18 protein-coding genes are annotated in these 18196 nt (G+C 44.1%); 1 reads left to right on the forward strand and 17 read right to left on the reverse strand.

The genetic code is table 11. The annotated features are described in order from the left end of the window. Positions 1–149: 149 nt before the first annotated feature. The 13 genes from MHB38_RS16260 to MHB38_RS16320 all read right to left on the reverse strand — a co-directional run bounded on the left by MHB38_RS16260 (position 150) and on the right by MHB38_RS16320 (position 13850). Positions 150–1313, reverse strand: a complete 1164-nt coding sequence (locus tag MHB38_RS16260) for a DegT/DnrJ/EryC1/StrS family aminotransferase (protein WP_116306243.1) — start codon at positions 1311–1313, stop codon at positions 150–152. Next, a complete protein-coding gene (locus MHB38_RS16265; protein WP_060781437.1) occupies positions 1310–1999 on the reverse strand; it encodes an acetyltransferase in 690 nt (229 codons plus the stop codon). Before MHB38_RS16265 ends, MHB38_RS16260 begins: the two co-directional genes overlap by 4 nt. Beyond that, positions 1962–2555 (reverse strand): sugar transferase, encoded by a 594-nt coding sequence (locus MHB38_RS16270; protein ID WP_060781438.1) that lies wholly within the window; start codon positions 2553–2555, stop codon positions 1962–1964. The genes MHB38_RS16265 and MHB38_RS16270 overlap by 38 nt, the downstream gene beginning before the upstream one ends. A 20-nt stretch (positions 2556–2575) precedes the next feature. Continuing rightward, positions 2576–4105, reverse strand: a complete 1530-nt coding sequence (locus tag MHB38_RS16275; protein WP_251186085.1) for an MATE family efflux transporter — start codon at positions 4103–4105, stop codon at positions 2576–2578. A gap of 28 nt (positions 4106–4133) precedes the next feature. Further along, positions 4134–5162 (reverse strand): polysaccharide pyruvyl transferase family protein, encoded by a 1029-nt coding sequence (locus MHB38_RS16280; RefSeq protein WP_341003981.1) that lies wholly within the window; start codon positions 5160–5162, stop codon positions 4134–4136. After that, positions 5162–6190, reverse strand: a complete 1029-nt coding sequence (locus MHB38_RS16285) for a glycosyltransferase family 2 protein (protein WP_202734208.1) — start codon at positions 6188–6190, stop codon at positions 5162–5164. The genes MHB38_RS16280 and MHB38_RS16285 overlap by 1 nt, the downstream gene beginning before the upstream one ends. Before the next feature lie 27 nt (positions 6191–6217). Next, a complete protein-coding gene (locus MHB38_RS16290) occupies positions 6218–7321 on the reverse strand; it encodes an EpsG family protein (protein ID WP_035701465.1) in 1104 nt (367 codons plus the stop codon). Positions 7322–7335: 14 nt separating this feature from the next. Further along, the gene (locus MHB38_RS16295) at positions 7336–8466 is read right to left on the reverse strand and encodes a glycosyltransferase family 1 protein (RefSeq protein WP_202734207.1); all 1131 of its coding nucleotides are present in this window, start codon (positions 8464–8466) and stop codon (positions 7336–7338) included. Beyond that, on the reverse strand, positions 8459–9298 hold the full coding sequence (locus MHB38_RS16300; protein WP_202734206.1) for a glycosyltransferase family 2 protein: 840 nt from the start codon (positions 9296–9298) through the stop codon (positions 8459–8461). The genes MHB38_RS16295 and MHB38_RS16300 overlap by 8 nt, the downstream gene beginning before the upstream one ends. 2 nt (positions 9299–9300) lie before the next feature. Then, a complete protein-coding gene (locus tag MHB38_RS16305) occupies positions 9301–10440 on the reverse strand; it encodes a glycosyltransferase family 4 protein (RefSeq protein WP_202734205.1) in 1140 nt (379 codons plus the stop codon). Continuing rightward, complete coding sequence (locus tag MHB38_RS16310; protein ID WP_019743108.1) at positions 10406–12280, reverse strand: polysaccharide biosynthesis protein; 1875 nt, start codon at positions 12278–12280, stop codon at positions 10406–10408. The genes MHB38_RS16305 and MHB38_RS16310 overlap by 35 nt, the downstream gene beginning before the upstream one ends. A 165-nt stretch (positions 12281–12445) precedes the next feature. Beyond that, the gene (locus MHB38_RS16315; RefSeq protein ID WP_008347761.1) at positions 12446–13129 is read right to left on the reverse strand and encodes a CpsD/CapB family tyrosine-protein kinase; all 684 of its coding nucleotides are present in this window, start codon (positions 13127–13129) and stop codon (positions 12446–12448) included. Beyond that, a complete protein-coding gene (locus MHB38_RS16320) occupies positions 13119–13850 on the reverse strand; it encodes a YveK family protein (protein ID WP_108610999.1) in 732 nt (243 codons plus the stop codon). Before MHB38_RS16320 ends, MHB38_RS16315 begins: the two co-directional genes overlap by 11 nt. Positions 13851–14107: 257 nt before the next feature. Here MHB38_RS16320 and slrR point away from each other — a divergent pair, with 257 nt between their 5' ends. Continuing rightward, positions 14108–14578 carry an HTH-type transcriptional regulator SlrR gene (slrR, locus tag MHB38_RS16325; protein ID WP_045034019.1) on the forward strand — a complete coding sequence of 157 codons (471 nt, stop codon included), beginning with the start codon at positions 14108–14110 and terminating at the stop codon, positions 14576–14578. 279 nt (positions 14579–14857) lie between these two features. Here the strand turns inward: slrR and MHB38_RS16330 are convergent, their stop codons facing one another. From MHB38_RS16330 to MHB38_RS16345, 4 genes are all read right to left on the reverse strand, one after another. Next, on the reverse strand, positions 14858–15082 hold the full coding sequence (locus MHB38_RS16330) for a phage holin (protein ID WP_008347764.1): 225 nt from the start codon (positions 15080–15082) through the stop codon (positions 14858–14860). Positions 15083–15215: 133 nt separating this feature from the next. Further along, a complete protein-coding gene (locus tag MHB38_RS16335) occupies positions 15216–16112 on the reverse strand; it encodes an iron-hydroxamate ABC transporter substrate-binding protein (RefSeq protein ID WP_007500130.1) in 897 nt (298 codons plus the stop codon). 16 nt (positions 16113–16128) lie between these two features. After that, complete coding sequence (locus MHB38_RS16340) at positions 16129–17130, reverse strand: FecCD family ABC transporter permease (RefSeq protein ID WP_025208010.1); 1002 nt, start codon at positions 17128–17130, stop codon at positions 16129–16131. After that, positions 17127–18062, reverse strand: a complete 936-nt coding sequence (locus MHB38_RS16345; RefSeq protein WP_341004316.1) for a FecCD family ABC transporter permease — start codon at positions 18060–18062, stop codon at positions 17127–17129. Before MHB38_RS16345 ends, MHB38_RS16340 begins: the two co-directional genes overlap by 4 nt. Positions 18063–18196: the final 134 nt, after the last annotated feature.

Here is an 18196-nt window from a genome sequence, read left to right on the forward strand (position 1 = left end):
ATTGATGCTGATAATCATTTTCATTTTAAGGAGGAAGGACTCTGTTGTCAATATCATATTTGAAACGAAATAACAATATATATTCCTTATTATTCCATAAATTAAGGGATTTGTTAAAAAGAGAGGCAGGCTGCTGATGAACGAGCAGCCTATGAGGAGGGTAATGCTTTCTTTTGCAGGGCGTTGTACAGTGTATCAATGACCAGCTCCTGTTCCGCGTCTGTCATGCTTGTACCAGATGGCAGGCAAAGACCTGTCTCAAATAACAACTCAGATGCAGGGACTTCATCGGCTGTTGTATAAAAAGGATAACCATGAAAGAGCGGCTGCTGGTGCAGTGGCTTCCATACACGCCTTGCTTCGATCTGCTTTTGTTCTAAAGCATCTATCATCTCTACTGGAGACATCTGTGCATGATGATCAATGGTGAATGTGGTCAGCCAGCGGTTTGATGTGGTTTCTTGATATTCTGGCATAAATTGAAGGCCTTCAATATCGGCTAAAGCATCTTGATAACGCTCGAAAATGCGGCGTTTTTGCTGAACACGCTCCTCTAACACTTCCATTTGTGCAATTCCTACACCTGCGAGCAGGTTACTCATCCGATAGTTATATCCCTCCTCTTGATGTTCATAGTGTAGGGCATGTTCTCTTGCCTGTGACGCGAGAAATCGGCAGCGGTCGATGGCTGCTTCATCATCACTGACAAGCATTCCGCCTCCTGATGTTGTAATGATTTTATTTCCGTTAAAAGAGTACACACCGAACCTGCCCATTGAACCACTTTTTCTTCCTTTATATATACTGCCTAACGATTCAGCCGCATCTTCAATGATTGGCACATCATATGCCTCACACACCGCTATGATTTCATCCATTTTCGCACTTTGTCCGTATAAATGAACGACAATAACCGCACGGGGTCTTTTCCCAAGTCGTTTTGTTTCAGCAAAGGCTTTCTCTAACGCCAGTGGACACATATTCCATGTCTCTTTTTCTGAATCAATAAAAACAGGCGTCGCTTGTTCATATAAAATAGGATTTGCACTGGCAACAAATGTGAGAGTGGAACAAAAGACCATATCTCCCTTTTGAACGCCAAGGAGTTTTAAGGCAAGGTGAATGGCTGCTGTTCCTGAAGATAATGCCGCTCCACACTTCACGCCTGCATAATCCGCGACCACTTGCTCAAATTCATTTACAAGCGGTCCTAATGGTGCAATCCAATTGCTTTTAAATGCCTCCTCTATTTTCATCTGTTCTTTTCCACTCATATGAGGAGGAGATAAGTAGATTCGTTTCCTGTCTCTCATGATTTCCCACCTTCTCTTCGATCTTTGATCTCAATTGCAGGAACGCCTACGGCGACTTTCTGATCATGTATATCTCGGGTCACTGCCGCTCCTGCGCCGATCACTGCCCAGCTTCCAATGGTTCTGCCAGGTATGACAGCAGCCCCAGCTCCAATATGAGCACCCTCTCGCACAGAGACACAACCGGTGAGCACGGCTCCCGGGGATAGGTGCGTAAAGGATTCGAGAAAGCAATCATGCTCCACGATAGAACCGGTGTTGATAATGGCATGCTCACCAATCACTGCATCTGCTTGCACAACAGCCCTTGCCATCACAACCGTTCCCCGGCCAACCTTCGTTGACGAGCTCACAACTGCCTCTGGATGAATCAGTGTGGCAAATGCCCTCTCTTCAAATGCGAGACGTTCTTTGATCCCCTGTCTGATTTCGTTTTGCCCAATGGCGATCAGCCATTGCATATCAGGTATTTCCTCACTTACCTTTTGACTCATAGAAATCGGACCATACAGAATGCCGGTTCGAGTGTAAGCTTCCTCAAATCGATCGTCTAATACCGCACACAATGAGTAATCAGGATGCAAAAAAATCAACTCCTGAATGACCTTGCTGTGTCCGCCAGCCCCTATTAAGCCAATGGGCTGCTCTTTACGTATCGGTTCCTTTGAATTTTTCAGCTGTTGCATGATTTGGTTGCTGCACCCCTTCTGTTTTGATGACTTTCAGTAAGGTCATCCATAAGATTTTTATATCGAGCCAAAACGATTGGTGCTCTACATACCAGAGGTCATAGGTGAATTTCTCCTCCCAAGAGAGAGTATTTCTCCCATTCACCTGGGCCCATCCAGTGATACCAGGCTTCACAAGATGACGCTTCGCTTGCTCCTCTGTGTACATTTGTAAATACTCCATTAAAAGCGGTCTTGGTCCAACGAGACTGATTTCCCCTTTGAGTACATTGACAAGCTGCGGCAATTCATCAAGACTGAGCTTGCGAATAAAGGCGCCGGTTTTTGTTAATCGAAGATGGTCTGGAAGCAGTACGCCATGTTCATCGCGTTCCTCGGTCATCGTCCGAAATTTATAAAGCATAAACGGCTGTCCGTACAGACCAGGCCGTTCTTGTCGAAACACCACAGGAGCTCCGATTTTCCACCGAATGAGTCCATAGATGAGAAGGAAAAGAGGACTCCCTGCGATGAGCAGTGTCAGTGCCACGACCACATCTATTATTCTTTTCATCATTGCTTCTCCTTTCCACACTAGCGGGAGACAGCTCGTTCAATAGCAGCTTGTTTCACCTTACGCATGAGCTGTATCCGCTCTTGTTTTGTTCCTGCAAATTGATACAAATAGCCTAAGTAGAGAACGAAACATATTCCGCCAATACAAAATAGCTCCCACCATCTCGTCACATCATACACAGCCTGAATGCCGGCACAGATCCCCCATATGAATAGAGCCCCAAACAGCGGAATGACTGTATGTTTGTAAAAGATGGTGCTTTTCTGTTTCGTGATCTTGGCTGTATACAATGGGAGAAAAACGATATTTTTCATCAATAAAACAACGGCCCCTGCTGATGCAATGCCATATAACCCAAGCTGAAGTAGGTGAGTCAGTCCATAGGCTAAGAGGACATTGGAACCGCCTAATATGAGTGTCACAACCGCCGGCACTTTAAATCGGTTAAAGGCAGTCGGTACATAGGTCAGCGGTAAAAACATCAATGTGAAACACAAATAAGCCGCATGAATCATCAGCAGCCATTTCAGTTCCTCAAAGGCTGGTCCAAGCCATAACAGCATGAGCGGACCGGCAAGACCTCCTAACAGAGCTGCGGGGAATGCCACAAATAAACCACTCCATTTCATGGCATTGGCGGCGTATTGAATGAGCCCCTGCTCGTCTTGGTTTGAATATAATTTTGTGATCGTTGGCGCAAACACAATCGCAAGTGTCCCTGCAAGGGTGCGCAATAATAATGGAAATTGTAAAATGGCGGCATACTGTCCAGTCGCTTCTGCCCCAATCAGTAAGTTGGTCATCAATAAATCGATTTGTAAAAACAACAAAATGCCCATTTGCTCAAATGAATGCCACACCCCTGATCGAACCAGCGTGAGACTTGAAGATAAAGAAACGTACCGCCACTTAAACGAAAACCAAGGAATGAGTTTCTTAAAATAATAGAGACCCATTCCCAAAGCGGCGAGACTCCCCATAATGGCTGCAAGTGGAATATGCCAAATAGCTGGTGTCGTCACGGTAAATAACAGCACAATCACAAGCGCCCTGCCAAACATCTGAATGGCCTGTCCAACACTCGATACATATAATTTGTTCGCATAAAACGGTGCCGCCCCAATACCAGACATGACGAAATTGAGCATAAATAAAAGACCCCCTAACACAAAGGCGATCTGTGTATCTTTTGCAAGATGAGCAGGCACATGGAGCCAATCAATCAGCTGCTGAGACATGAATAGACAAAGTAAAAAAAGACAGATGGATAAAAAAAGAGAACTGACAAAATAGGAAGCGAGATAGCGCTGCGCTTGTTCCATCTCTCCTTTATGAGCGGCAACAGAAAAAAAACGCACCACCACAGCACTTAATGAAGCCGTAATGACCGATAAATAATTGATCATATTTTGCGTCAGATGAATCAGACCAAACGCTTCCACTCCAAGTGTATGAACAATGTAAGGCGTTAAACAAACAGACATCAGCATCATCAAGATAAACGTCATCACATTTGCACTGACATTGTAAAGAAACGCACGGTTCATGGTGATTTCACGCAGTGTTTAAGGGCCTTCATCCAGCTTCCTCTCCCTTTTGTCCGCTTGTTTTCATATGCTGATGAATGGCCTTTTTCACCGCTTCCTCCGTTGGTTCCTTCAAAAGGGTCATAAATGGCAAGTGCGCTACCCATTCATATCCTTCCATGACTTTATGATCAAACGACCTGATGACAACACACGGTGTATGTGTGATCGCACAAAAGATCATGCCATGCAGTCGATCTGTCACGACGACTTGTGCCTGTCTCAACTGCGTCCATAACGTAGATAATTCCTCTAAACGAGTCGTTCGATTCACTCGCTTCCCAATGGTTGTTGTGATAAAACCAACTTGATCATACGTTTCTTTGATATGCTCCTGCAGTTGTTCTCGTTTCTCTTTCGTGAGATATGCCTCCTTATCCTCACGCAGACAAAGCAGCACTCCTTTACGGGTTTGACTCTTTGATGTTTCGTCTAATGTCAGGACCATATCAGGCTGTTTCCACACCTCTTTATTAGGAAAATGCTGCTTCATCCATTGATAGGTGGTTTGATCTCTTGCCATCAAGAGAAGCCTCGGGTGTTGCTGATATGCTTGAATAGCGCGGCGTTCTTCTCTTTTCCCTCTCTTTGTTTCTGTAAAATGAGCAGTAGCGGGCAGCTGAATGACGGGATAGGACTTAAAGGCGTTCATGATAAATTGTCTTGTCCATTCTTCATATCGATATAAATCGCCCATGTTGCCCCCGCCGATGATACAGACAATGTCCTCTGGGTGCCGCGCGTGCTTCAGCGGACGTGCTAGACGATACATCTCCTGCATGTCTATTTCTATGATTTGATAGTCTGGAAAGTGCTTTTGTAGAAAACAGCAGCTGGCATAGGCAATCGCATGATCACCTAAGTTGTCATGTGCCGGCAGCAGCGTGAGAATGATTTTCTTCTGATGACGCAGCTCTGGCAGTCTTTGGCGGCTCAACCTATATTGAAGTGGATATTTGACCTTTAAGAGCAGCCACTCTGCGGCATGTGCTTTTAATTGCTGCAATGTCACACTCATCACCCCGATTTTCTCGTTTGATATTCAATCCATTTTTGATAGCTTGAAGCTGCGGCAGAGAGCGGATACACCCACTGCAGCCTAGCAAGGAATAAGATCATTCGCTTTCGCACAGTCAGCTTCGATGGTTCCACTTGTTTCACAGCCTTCTGAAAAGCTTCATGTGTCACCATTTCACGCATATGATCAAGCTTTTTTTGAAAGGAAAGGGAATTTTGGCTCTTCCATTCATTGAGCATACAATGCAGCGTATGATTCACGATAAAAAAATAAAAAGCCTTCTCATATGGTGTCAGCTCATCATGCTCTTTTAAAAACAAACGCTGCGCATCATAAAACGCCAGTCCATGCTGAAAATACTGCTTTTGATATCGCTGGACAATGGATGACAAATGAACCCGGTAATAATAAAGCGGCTCATGAACAAAGGCAATGACACGTGATAAAGAAAAACAGCGCAGCGTGACATATTGATCTTCAATATTCTCAAGCTCACCTCTCAACGGAAAACGGATATGATGCTTTTCGATAAATGCCCGCCGATACAGCTTGTTCCATGAGAATCCCGTGATCTCACCATGTAATAACGATTCTATTAAACTTGTCTTATCGGCTTCCTGCTGAGCTAACAGCGTCGTCGGTATGATCCGTTTTGACTGTTCAAACTGAATCCAATATTCACTGACAACAAGATCGGCACCGGTATTTTCGGCTTCTTGATATAAAGCCTCACAGTATTGAGGAGCGAGAACATCGTCTGAATCAACAAAGGCAAGATACGCTCCTCTTGCTTCTTCTATGCCCCTGTTCCTCACCGCTCCCAGCCCTTGATTGGTTTGGTGAATCACCCGAAATCGCTCATCACGCGCAGCAAACGCTTCAAGGATGTCTCCACTGTGATCGGTAGATCCATCGTTAATGAGGATGACCTCTATATCTGAAAAGCTTTGGTCTGCAATCGATTGAAGACACTGCTCCACATATTGACTAGTGTTATAGATTGCGACCAATAGACTGATAGCTGGCATGACAGCAAGCCCCACCTTTCTTCAAATCTACTTTGTAAAAATTGTTCGGTACGGTAAAACAGAAGAATCAAACGGCATCAGCATGATGCTGTACAAAATATAGCAAACCGCAATTCCGATATACATAAAGAAATTGGTTCGCTGATCAAAAATCCGTGTGAAATAAGGCAGTAAAATGAGCTGATACAGACCAAAGTAAATATGAAATCTTGCATAAATGACATCCTTCGTTGCAAGGATGCCAAACAAAAATCCAAGCAAGCAAAAATTCACAATATAATCACTCTCTGGCGTCAGCTCACGAAGTCGTTTTCGACAAAAGAACGCAAGCAATAACGGTAAAATCAAGACACCAATTTTCGTCACGTTCATTCCATTCGTATTCGTTGTCAGCCACTCCTCGTAATGACCATAAGAACTCCCTTGCAGCATCACCACAAACACGGAAACAAAGCGGTCATACAGAGCGGTTAAGCCGAGAAAAATCATGCATAACACAAGCATCATCCAAGACCATGCCTTTGTTCTGACGATGAAATAGACTGGAATCATAATGAGTGCCGAGGAATGAAACAGCGCGCATACAAGCACGAGCGGAAAATACCATTTCCACTGACCTTTGATGACAAATCGGATGGCATAAAAAAGAATCGCCGCCACCATATACTGCCGCATGCCATTAAACGAAGCGTAATAATGAAATGTGCCGAGAAATAGCAGCATACTAAGCTCAAATGGCCGTCCATATCGCACAAGTGTTTTGATAATAAAAAAATAGGTGATGATCCCAACTGTGATATACATGATTTGCGGCTCATGTGACAGTTGATTGAGCATCCACAAGATCAATGTAAAGCCCGGATCAGTGGCCGCCTTATCCACACCAAATCCAAAGATATGCCAAGGCTTGTCATAGTTGACGGAGAACTCATACATTTGTCCATAGGTGACGAAATCAGTTCCTACTTTGTAGCGTATGCCCGCCACAATACAAAGAAATAAAAATGGAAAAAACACCAGAAGCTTGTTCGGCCGCCAGCCGCTTTGTATGGTATCATCACGTCTGCCATAAAATGCAGCAAAGCTCGACCATAAATAGACCATGATCATGTTCACCAAATAAACCGCCATCTGCCAATCCTTCCTTATAATCCATACACATTCATCACACGGGTGATGTTCTGTTTCACATCAAATCCTCTAAGGCCAAGCTGAGAAATAATCGTCTCCTGAAGAGGAGGGTCTGCATGGTAGGCTTCTAGTATGGCTTTCATCCACTCATGTGCTGAATCTTGCAAGGATTTCCGTTTCACAAGCCCACAGCCTAAATCGACTTCCTTTGTGATATGATCTGAAATCACACATGGGAGTCCAGATGCCTGCGCTTCCACTAATACGAGAGGAAGACCTTCAAACAAAGACGGCATCACAAACACATCAAATGCTTTCATATACTTCGGAACCTCTGAGACAACGCCCGTAAACACAATGTCTTCCATTAATCCGGCTTTCACTGCATATGATTCAACCACTGGCCGGAGCGGCCCATCTCCTATGAGAACTAGCTGAAAGGAGACCCCTTGTTTTTTCAGTGTCTGCGCTAATTCGATGAAAAAAACATGGTTTTTCTGCTCATGAAATCGGCCAATATGTCCAATGATCAGTTTTCTCTCGTGAAGATGGAGGTCTTTTTTCATCATCACCTTCGCTTCTGGCTCCAACTGAAAAAAAAAGTCCAAATCAATCCCATTTGGTAAAATGTCCACTCGTCCATCGTGCATTCTTTTTTGTCCAAATAAAAAGACACCGGCATCTTCACCGCATGCAACAAGCTGCGTAGAAAAGGCAAAGATCAGCTGACGAAATCCTTTGAGCATCAAATGATCAACCCGGCTAGGAGACTGTTTCCAAGCCGTATTATGTGAATGGCAAATGCGTATCTTCACACCTGCGAGTTTCGCAGCAAGGGCAGAAAAGCCCGTTTGAAAATCTGTATGTGCATGCACCGCCTGATAAGGTCCCGTTTGCTTGATCGTCTTCGTCAACGTTTTGACAAACGTCCATGGAGAGGACGTTCCAATACTTGGGACATAAAAAATCCGCCCGCCAAGCTGATGAATTTCCTCATCGTAATCACAGACATCCTCCCGGTGGGTAATGAAATCAAATTGAAGAACATTTCGGTCGATTGCACGATAGATATTCATGATCATCGTTTCTGCACCGCCTCTGTTCATTCCGCCCACAACATGAAGTACACGCTTTGGCTCACTCATCCCGAATCGTCCTCCTTTTCACCATAGATCCTCCAAGTTTCCGCTGATGATAAAACCTCATGATCTTTGGTGACATACAGGCACGGATGACCGGCTTAAGCGCAAAGAGATAATCAAACGGCGACAATTTTAATTGCTTGCATGCTTTTAACACAAGCCAGGCATTGTCCATGGAATATCGGAATTTCCGGCGCTGAAAGGCCGCTTCATCCTCCCTTACAAGGTATAAGGGCTCTTGCAGATTAAAGCCTTTTCTCCCCCCAGCAAAAAAACGAATCCAAAGATCGATATCTTCCATCCGTCTGGTTGTTTTTACAGAACGATAGCCATTTAAAGCCTTGTAGGCAGACGCTCTCATCATAATCGTCCCATGACAAAAAGGCGTTCCTCTTGCTAGCACCCTTCGATCAGGCTCTGAGACAAGTGCTCGAACACCCTTCGCCCCTGACTCATCAAACACCGTCATCGCCGTCCCAACCACATCATATTCCGGATGTGCTTCAAGGAAATGAACCTGTTTTTCTAATCGTGTAGACACCGATATATCGTCGCCATCCTGTCTTGCAATCAGTTCTCCATTCGCTTCAGTGAGACAACGATTTAAACTGGCGGCAAGTCTTTGATTGTGTTCGTTTCGGATGAGGCGAATTCTATCGGGATCACGCATGGTATAGTGCAGCACTTTTTCATAGGTGCCATCTGTTGATGCATCATCACATATGATGAGCTCCCAGTTTTCATAGGTTTGACGGAGAATCGATTCAATGCTTTCTTCTACTGTCTCTTGGCAATTGTAAACACCCATGATAATCGATACTTTCGGCTGACGCATGCTCACATCACCTTCTCTTTTTGGTCCATATACGTTGTGTAAATTTCCTCCATTGCACTTACCGTCTGCTCCTGTGCAAATGCGTGAGCCATAGAACGTCCCGCTTTCCCCATTAGGTGAAGCTGGTCCTTTTTATGATAGAGCTGCTGTAAATAAACGGCTAAACCATTCACATCATGCGGTTTGACTAAAAAGCCGTTCACTCCATGTTTGACGAGCTCACAATGCCCTCTATTTTCTGTTGCAATCACCGGCTTTTCAGCAGACATCGCTTCAAGAAGATTCATCCCAAGTCCTTCTCTCAAGCTGGTTGATACACATACATCGCTCATATGCATCCAATCTTCGATGTGTTTGCAAAATCCCGCAAACTGTACATGTTCCTCAAGATTCAGCTGACAGACCAGCTTTTCATAGGACGACCGACTTGTCCCTTCTCCAGCAAATACAATTTTCACTTGTGGTATATTCCGATACACCTGCGCGCAAGCTTTGATGAGCATACCTTGATTTTTATTGTCATTTAATTCACCAGCACACAGCACGATAAAATCTTGCGTGGTAAAACCATATGCTTTGCGAAGGCGGTCTTTTTCTGTGTCATCAACTGGTGCAAACCGCTTCATATCCACACCCATACCGGGAACATAATGCACAGCTGCCTTCTCTTTTGACAGACGATCGGCTCTTTCATAGTCTTCTCCATTAATGGTGATGAGTGCATCTGTATATTGAACGAACCATCTCTCAACTGGATAATAAAGCAGCCAATTTTGAAGCGGTGCCCCCTTCCAAAAGTGAAAGCCATGCGCTGTGTAAAGAACTTTCGTCCCTTTTTTGCGCGCTCCTTTGGCCGCTAGCCTGCCAATGACACTCCCCATCGGTGTGTGACAATGGATGAACTGATAATGCTCTTTTTCTAACAGCTTTTTCAGCTTCACATAAGCAAGCCGGTTGTGCAGATGAAAAGGGGAACGCTGAATCGGAATGGAATGCGCTTGATCCACATACGGCAGCTCCAGCTGGCCATTTGCCGCTGTATGCACTTCCCATCCTTGTTCCTGAAACCATCTGAAATACGGGAGATGGAACGCCTTAAAATGATAATCAACCGTTGCGCAAAACAAGACTTTTTTCTTCATTAGCAAGTGGCTCCTCCTCTCGTTGCATCGGTTCAGGCAATACATCATGCGACTCAATGGCGGCAAACAAGGCCTGTCTTAATTGATCGTCACTCATCATGTTAAATTCGTGAATAAAGCGGTTCAGCACATACGGATCTCCATCCAAGGCATGGCCGATATGGATTTTTGGGAAAATTTGCTCCTGTGCTTTTTCATGCTGGTTGAGTAACTCCTCGTACATTTTCTCTCCGGGACGAATACCCGTAAATGTGATTGGAATCTGGTCTGTGGTGTAGCCTGAGAGGTGAATGAGGTTTTCTGCGAGGTCGACAATTTTGACTGGCTCCCCCATATCTAAAACAAAAATCTGCCTTCCTTCTGCTAGTGCACCAGCTTGAATAACAAGCCTTGATGCTTCTGGTATCGTCATAAAATATCTTGTCATGGCTGGGTGCGTGACAGTCACTGGCCCACCTTTTTCAATTTGTTTTTTAAAGATCGGAATGACACTGCCCCGGCTTCCGAGTACATTCCCAAACCGGACGGCGACAAATTTCGTTTCACTGCTTGCCCCCATTTGCATAATCACCATTTCAGCAAACCGCTTTGTGGCTCCCATCACATTGGCAGGGTTGACCGCTTTGTCAGATGAGATGAGGACAAATGTTTCAACTCCGTGCTCATGTGCAGCTTCTGCCACATTTTTTGTCCCGATAATATTGTTTTTTACCGCTTCTTTCGGGCTAATTTCCATGAGCGGGACATGTTTATGCGCGGCGGCATGATAAATCATATCCGGCTGAAAATGACCAACGATTTCACTCATTTTTTGTTTATCTTGAATATCCGCAATTTGTGGATATAGGCTAATGCTATCTCCATACAATTCTTTCAGCTCTAGTAAAATAGAATGAATGCTAAATTCTCCATGTCCCACAAGCACAATCGCCCGAGGGGCAAATACACAAATTTGACGACAGATTTCTGACCCGATAGACCCGCCAGCTCCTGTCACCATAATCGTTTTTCCTTTTAGGTGAACGGATAGACGGCTTGTATCTAATTGAATCGGCTCTCTTCCAAGCAAATCCTCTGGCTGTACATCCCGCAATTGATTCAGCGCATGGGTTCCTTTTAAAATCTGTTCCATTTCCGGCATAATCTGTGTTTTGATTCCAGTCGCTACACATTCCTTATACAGTCCTTTTAATGTGTGACTGCTTTTGGATGGAATGGCGATAATGATTTTTTGAATATCCATCATCGCAACAGCCGTTTGAATATGTTCTTTTCCCCCAAGAACAGGCAGCCCCATAATTTCAAGCTTATGCTTTGTTTTGTCATCATCAATGAAAGCGACTGGCTCAATATGTACATCACTTGACTGCTGAAGCTGACGAACGATAATGGTCCCGGCTGATCCAGCACCAATGATTAGTGCCCGCTCCTTTTCAACTTGATACCGCTTCGCACCATCATGAAACAGCCTGGATGCCATACGAGATGCACCGATGAATAACACATGGAAAAGCCAGACAATAAATAAAAAGCGAAATGGCCATGTCTGCACAAAAATGTACAGCATCGTCATGGAAAATAAAAATGAACACGCGAAGGTCTTCATTAAAGAAAATAGCTCTCTAACCCCTGTATAGGCCCATACTTGCTTGTACACGTGAAAAATATACGAAAACAAATGGTGCCCGATCAGTAGACTGAGCGAAGAAATGACGAGCATTTCAAATGTATATACGGTTAACGCTGCCTCTTGGACAAATTGAAAGCCAAAAAAGACGGCAACTAAAATGAGATATGAATCTAGTGCCACGATGATTGATAATCTTTGGGCGTAAGTCAACGCTCCTCCCCCTTTTTAAAGCATCACTATTCTTACATAAAATGGGCATCAAACCCGTCCTCACATCCCACTACCGATGACGAGCATCTAAGGCATATGTCATGCCCACAGCAGGATCGAGTGCCTCCGTTGTTAAAGATTAGGAGACATCACCTATCAATCTCTTTAATACATATAGTGCCTTCCCTTTTTCACTTTCTTGCCATTTAGCATCGCCCCAAGCAGTTTCCCTGTCGTCCCCTCTAATACTTCTTTTGATTTCTTCACAGCGGCAATCTTCGTTTTACCGCTTAAAACCACAAGAATGCTTCCATCCGTTCGGTTCGCTAATATTTTTGCATCGGCTACAGGCAGAAGCGGTGTGGAATCAACAATCACCATGTCATACTGCTGCTCAATCTCGTAAAATAGCTGCTTCATCACAGAGGAGGAAAGCAGCTCAGCGGGATTTGGCGGAATGGTCCCACTCGGAAGCAGCTCTAAATGCTCAATTGGTGTAGGCAAAATGGCTTCTTCCAAACTGCAATTATTTAATAGCACATTGGTCAATCCGGTGTGCGGACTCAGATCAAAATATTCATGAATGGCTGGTTTACGTAAATCAGCATCCATGAGCAAAACCCGTTTTTTCTGCTGTGCAAAAACAGCTGCCAAGTTTGCAGCCGTAAATGATTTTCCTTCCTTCGGCAAGGAGGATGTAACCAATATCGACTTCAGCCTCGTTTGAATCGACGTGAATTCGATGTTCGTTCGGATCGTTCGGAATTGTTCCGCAATGACAGAGTGAGGATTTAATACAGAAATACAGGATAAATCTCTTTTTTCTCGTTTTTTCCTCTTAAAAATCAATGTTCTGTCCTCCCGTTATGACGGACTGCTTGTCTTTTTTTGCCCTCCTGTCTGCCTGCATCTGATAGACACTGCCGAGCGACGGCAATCCGATCTCTTCTCTTATTTGATGTGTTCGTTTTACCGTATCATCGAGTAAATTCATTAAGAAAATGAGTGTCATTCCCCCTAATACAGAGGCGCCTAGTGCCAGAACGATGTGAACGAATTTACGTGAGTTCATCAGTATCGTGTTGGACAGCTTGGCTTCAGACAAAACATTAATGCGATCCATATTCATGGTTTTTTTGATTTCTTCTTGCAGCACCTCTGTGGCTGTATTCGCAATGGCTACTGCCTTCGCTCGGTCCTCATCTTGTACAGAAATATTTATGACCTCTGACTCATTTTCTGTACTTGTGGCAATTTTGTGTTTTAATCCTTCCGCCGATTCTGTAAGATTGAGTGTTTCTTTTACTTTTTCAATAACGATTGGACTTTTTAATAGGACTTGAAAGGTACGTGTATATTGAAGGTTCATCTGAATATCGTTTAAATTCGCTTGTGCATCATTGCTTCGTTTATGAACAAGAATTTGAGTGGTTGCCTGATATACAGGAGTCGAGACATAGAACTGATAGTAGGCTGAAATGCCCGTTACGATCAGGACAATCAGGATCAGAAGGGCCATTTTCTCTTTTATGACAGAAAACAGCTGCTTAAAACCTATATTCTCATTCATAGATACCTCCCGATTTCATCATAAAAAGGTTATATATGGTTTCTTTTTGTTAATGATTGGATTATAAAAGATAATACCCGCAAAGAAAAATGTCATAATAGGTCTTATAGTTCTTTTTAAAGAACGAAATCGTTCGTTTTCTTTTGTTTACTTCCTGTTTCTTACGTTTTTGAATTTTATAAAGAACAATTTATTTCTTATAATGAACGAAAAGGTCGCAGTACGATTCGCCGGGGAGAAGGGAGATCATATATCGAATGATAGGCAAGGTGATACGAATTTACCGAAAGAGGAAAGGATACTCAATCCAGCAATTGGCTGAAGATGCCCATGTCTCTAAATCGTATTTGAGTAAAATTGAGCGTGGTGTCCACCGTAATCCATCTGTCCAGTTTTTAAAAAAGGTATCCTCATCACTAGACATTGATTTACAAGAGCTGTTTGATGCAGAAACGATGATGTTTCATTACGCTGAGGGCGGTGAACAGGAGTGGCGGGATCATATCGTTCATGCCGTCCAATCCGGCATGCCTAAAGAAGAACTGTATCAGCTGCTCCAAACCTACAGAAAGGAGCAGGAAGGAAAGACGTTACATGTCCATCAGAGAAAGCTGACCGACTCAAATATGTCAGAATGGAAGCGTCTCATGAGTGAAGCAAAGGCCATTGGCTTAACCATCGAGGAAGTGAAAGCGTTTCTTACCAATATGGGAGAACACCGGGCGTAAGCCACTGAGATCAAACCAATTTGCGGGGAGAGGCGCTTGTCGCTTCGATGAAATAGAGCCTTTTTGTATGAAAAGGCTCTATTCAGTTTATGGACAAAGGGCTAAAATGAACTTATTTTAGCCCTTTGTCTTCTTTTCAGCGTGATAGCAGTCTAGGAAGGACAGCTACTTTTGCGGAGCGAATTTGACATTCGTGAGTACCCGCGCAGGACTGACACCGAATGCGAGGGTTTCTCTACACGCTGAGAGCCTTTTTGCATGAAAAGGCTCTGTTTTCTATTATTCTTCTTTTTTTGTTCGTGCTTTTTTCGTAATATCATTGTTCTTCCAATAGGCCCATAGTGATGTGATGCCAAGAAAGGCTAACGTAATGAATTGTTGCACACCTTCTTCATCAATTGGAATTGGGCTTTTTCCTGCAGCGGTGAGAGCGCTGTTCACAAGTGCCAATAAAAGCAGCACAAGCCTCGCTATAGTGCCTGCACTAATTTTTTGAACCTTCAACTGTAACCCCTCCCCTTGGACGATACTGCTCGTTCCCTCTCATATGTATGCAAAAAGCGAATGAATAGAAGAATGAATCAAAAAAAGAGACATCATTCCTAGATGCGGAATGATGCCTTGATTTATGTGCTGATTATTTAGAGAACATCTTTTTTGCTTCATCCATTGCCATTTTGTTGCCTAAAGCTGAATAATCTAGCCATGGCTGATCGGCAATCGGATACACTTGGTTTTTCTTCACAGCTTTTAGGCCTTTCCAAATCGGCGTCTGCTCTAACTGTTTGAATGCCTGTTGCGCCTTATCATCACGGTTCACGACGACAAAAATAGCATCTGCATCAAAGTCAGGAAGCACTTCTTGAGAAATGACTTCAAATGGACGTTTGCTGTCCAGTTTTTTCACACCATCTACAGGTGTCAGTCCTAAATCATCGTATAAAATTGGCCCCATCGGACGTTTCATACTAAATACTCGAAGCTCTTTTGCTGTTACACGAATTGCCATCACTTTTCCATTTCCAATCTTTTTCTGGATGAGTGATTTGACTTCTTTTGCTTCTTGATTGTAGTCCTTAATATATTGATCGGCTTCTTTTTCTTTATTGACGAGCTTGCCGATTTTTTTCAAATGATCACGCCATGTGCCATCATTTAAATTAAACACTTCGGTTTTGGCGATTTTCTTGTATTTTGATAAGTCTTGTCCAGCTAGTTCTTCATCGACGTAAATGACATCTGGTTTTAAAGCAAGCAATGACTCCATATCAGGATCTGCTGCAATGCCCAGCTTTTTCGTTTGGCTAAGCTGCTTTTTCGCATGTGGAAGGAAATCTTTTAAGTCTCCCCCTACAACAGAGCCAGCAGGTTTTATACCGAGTGCTAATAAATCATTTGTTAAATGAATCGACAAGGACGCAATCTTAGGTGTTCCGTTTTCATCTTGATTTGTTGTCTTCTTTGTTTCCTGTTGACCACAAGCGGCCAGAATCAAGAAACAGAGCGTTAAACCAAACACAAGTACTTTTTTCATGATGAGTTCCTCTTTCTTATTTTGTTTTTGTTAGTAAATAGAGAAAATAAGGTGCTCCGATAAAAGCCACAACCACACCCGCTGGGATGGCATTTGGGGCAAATATGGAACGTCCGAGTGTATCAGCACTGACCAAAATCAACAATCCAAGCAAGGCGCTCACTGGTAAAAAATATTGGTGCAGTGAGCCGACAAGACGCCTTGCCAAATGAGGTGCAACAAGGCCAATAAAACCAATTCCGCCTGTCATCGATACACTTGCACTCGCTAGACCAACAGCTAAGGTGAGAAGAAAAAGTCGTTTGCGCTCTACACGTACTCCGACACTTGAGGCGACGGCATCACCTAATGTTAACGCATTGAGTGTGCTGGACTGCATGAGCGTAAGCGGGACAAGACATACGATCCAAGGCAGGAGCGCAAGCACATGAATCCAGTCTCTTCCCCATACATTTCCCACAAGCCACCTTGAAGCGAAGGTGTATGTATCTTCATCCAGTTTCAATGACAAATATAACGTCAATGCACTAAACCCCGCAGCTACGGCAATTCCAACAAGGATCAGCCGGATAGGTACAAGCCCTTCATGCCTGTCGTACGCAAGAAGAACGATGACTGCCGCCGCAAGTAGGCCTCCACCAAATGTAAAGAGCGGAATGAGTAAAGATGGATTTCCTTCTAGTACGTGAAAATACGTCACAAAGATGATTAAGCCGAATGCGGCTCCTGCATTCAGACCGATAATCCCAGGATCGGCCAGTGGATTGCGGGATAAACTCTGCAAAATACCACCTGCGATACCTAGACCTATTCCAGCTAGTATCGTCACGACGATTCGAGGCAGACGATAATCAAACAGCACCGTCTCACTTTGGAAATCTCCAAAGCCAAATAACGTTTTGACGACAACGAGAGGACTGAGTTTCAGCGTGCCGGTATTTAAACTATACAGCACGACAGCCGCACTCAGACAAAGCAAAACGGCTGTCACGACAAGAGCACGCCGTTTCTCTTTCATGACAGGTTCCTCCCTTCTTTTCTGGCAATATATAAGAAGAAAGGAACACCAACAAGTGCCACCATGACGCCAATGGCAAGCTCTCTTGGCGGATTTACTGTCCGGCTGGCAAGATCAGCGAAGACGAGAAGCATTGCGCCTAAAATCGCTGACATCGGAATGACGAAACGATAATTGACCCCAACCAGCTTTCGTGCAATATGCGGAATGACAAGCCCGACAAACCCAATAGACCCAACCGCCGATACAGAAACGCCTGCCAGCAGAACCGCAGCTGCCATACCTAGTATTCGCACTTGCCGGGTTTTCACCCCTAAATTCGCAGCTACATCTTCACCAAGTGATAATAACGAGAGGGATCGTCCTAATAACATCGCCCAAACGATGACAATGAGAATGACTGGAGCAAGGATCATCAGCTGCGGCCATTTGACACCTGCCACACCCCCTGCATACCAAAAAGCTAGATCCTGACTGAGATCAAAGTAAATGGCGATACCCGAGCTTAGCGCATGCAGCAATGCGGCAACAACAGCTCCAGCTACAGTGAGCCGAAGTGGGGTCAGCACGCCGCCAGCCGCCCCAATGGCAAAGATCAGCAGCGTACTGAGAACGGCCCCAAAAAAAGAAAATAACATCAATGCGGAATAAGGCATTCCTGGAAAAAAAGCAAAACAGAGAGCGACTACAAACATCGCACCGCCGTTAATGCCTAATATCCCGGCATCTGCCAGCGGATTTCTTGTAATGCCTTGCATCAGCGCACCTGCCACAGCAAAGGCCGCTCCAACAAGTGCAGCTCCTAGCACACGCGGAAGCCTTATTTCATGAATGATCTGCTGCTCTGTCACATGAGACTGATAGTCAAACACAGCTGTCCAGACCGTTTGCAAAGACAATGACTTTGCACCGTATGAAACAGCCAAAAACATAGCCGCCAATAAACCAATGACCGCGAGAAAAAACAATAAAAAGAACAAAATAGGTGATGATCGTTTTTGTTGAGATGTTCGCTTATCCGGCAAAATCGGTGTCATCCTTTTCTTCATTAAAAGTCAGTTTGAAA

Source organism: Bacillus sp. FSL K6-3176 (genome assembly GCF_038003325.1).
Classification (GTDB): domain Bacteria; phylum Bacillota; class Bacilli; order Bacillales; family Bacillaceae; genus Bacillus; species Bacillus altitudinis.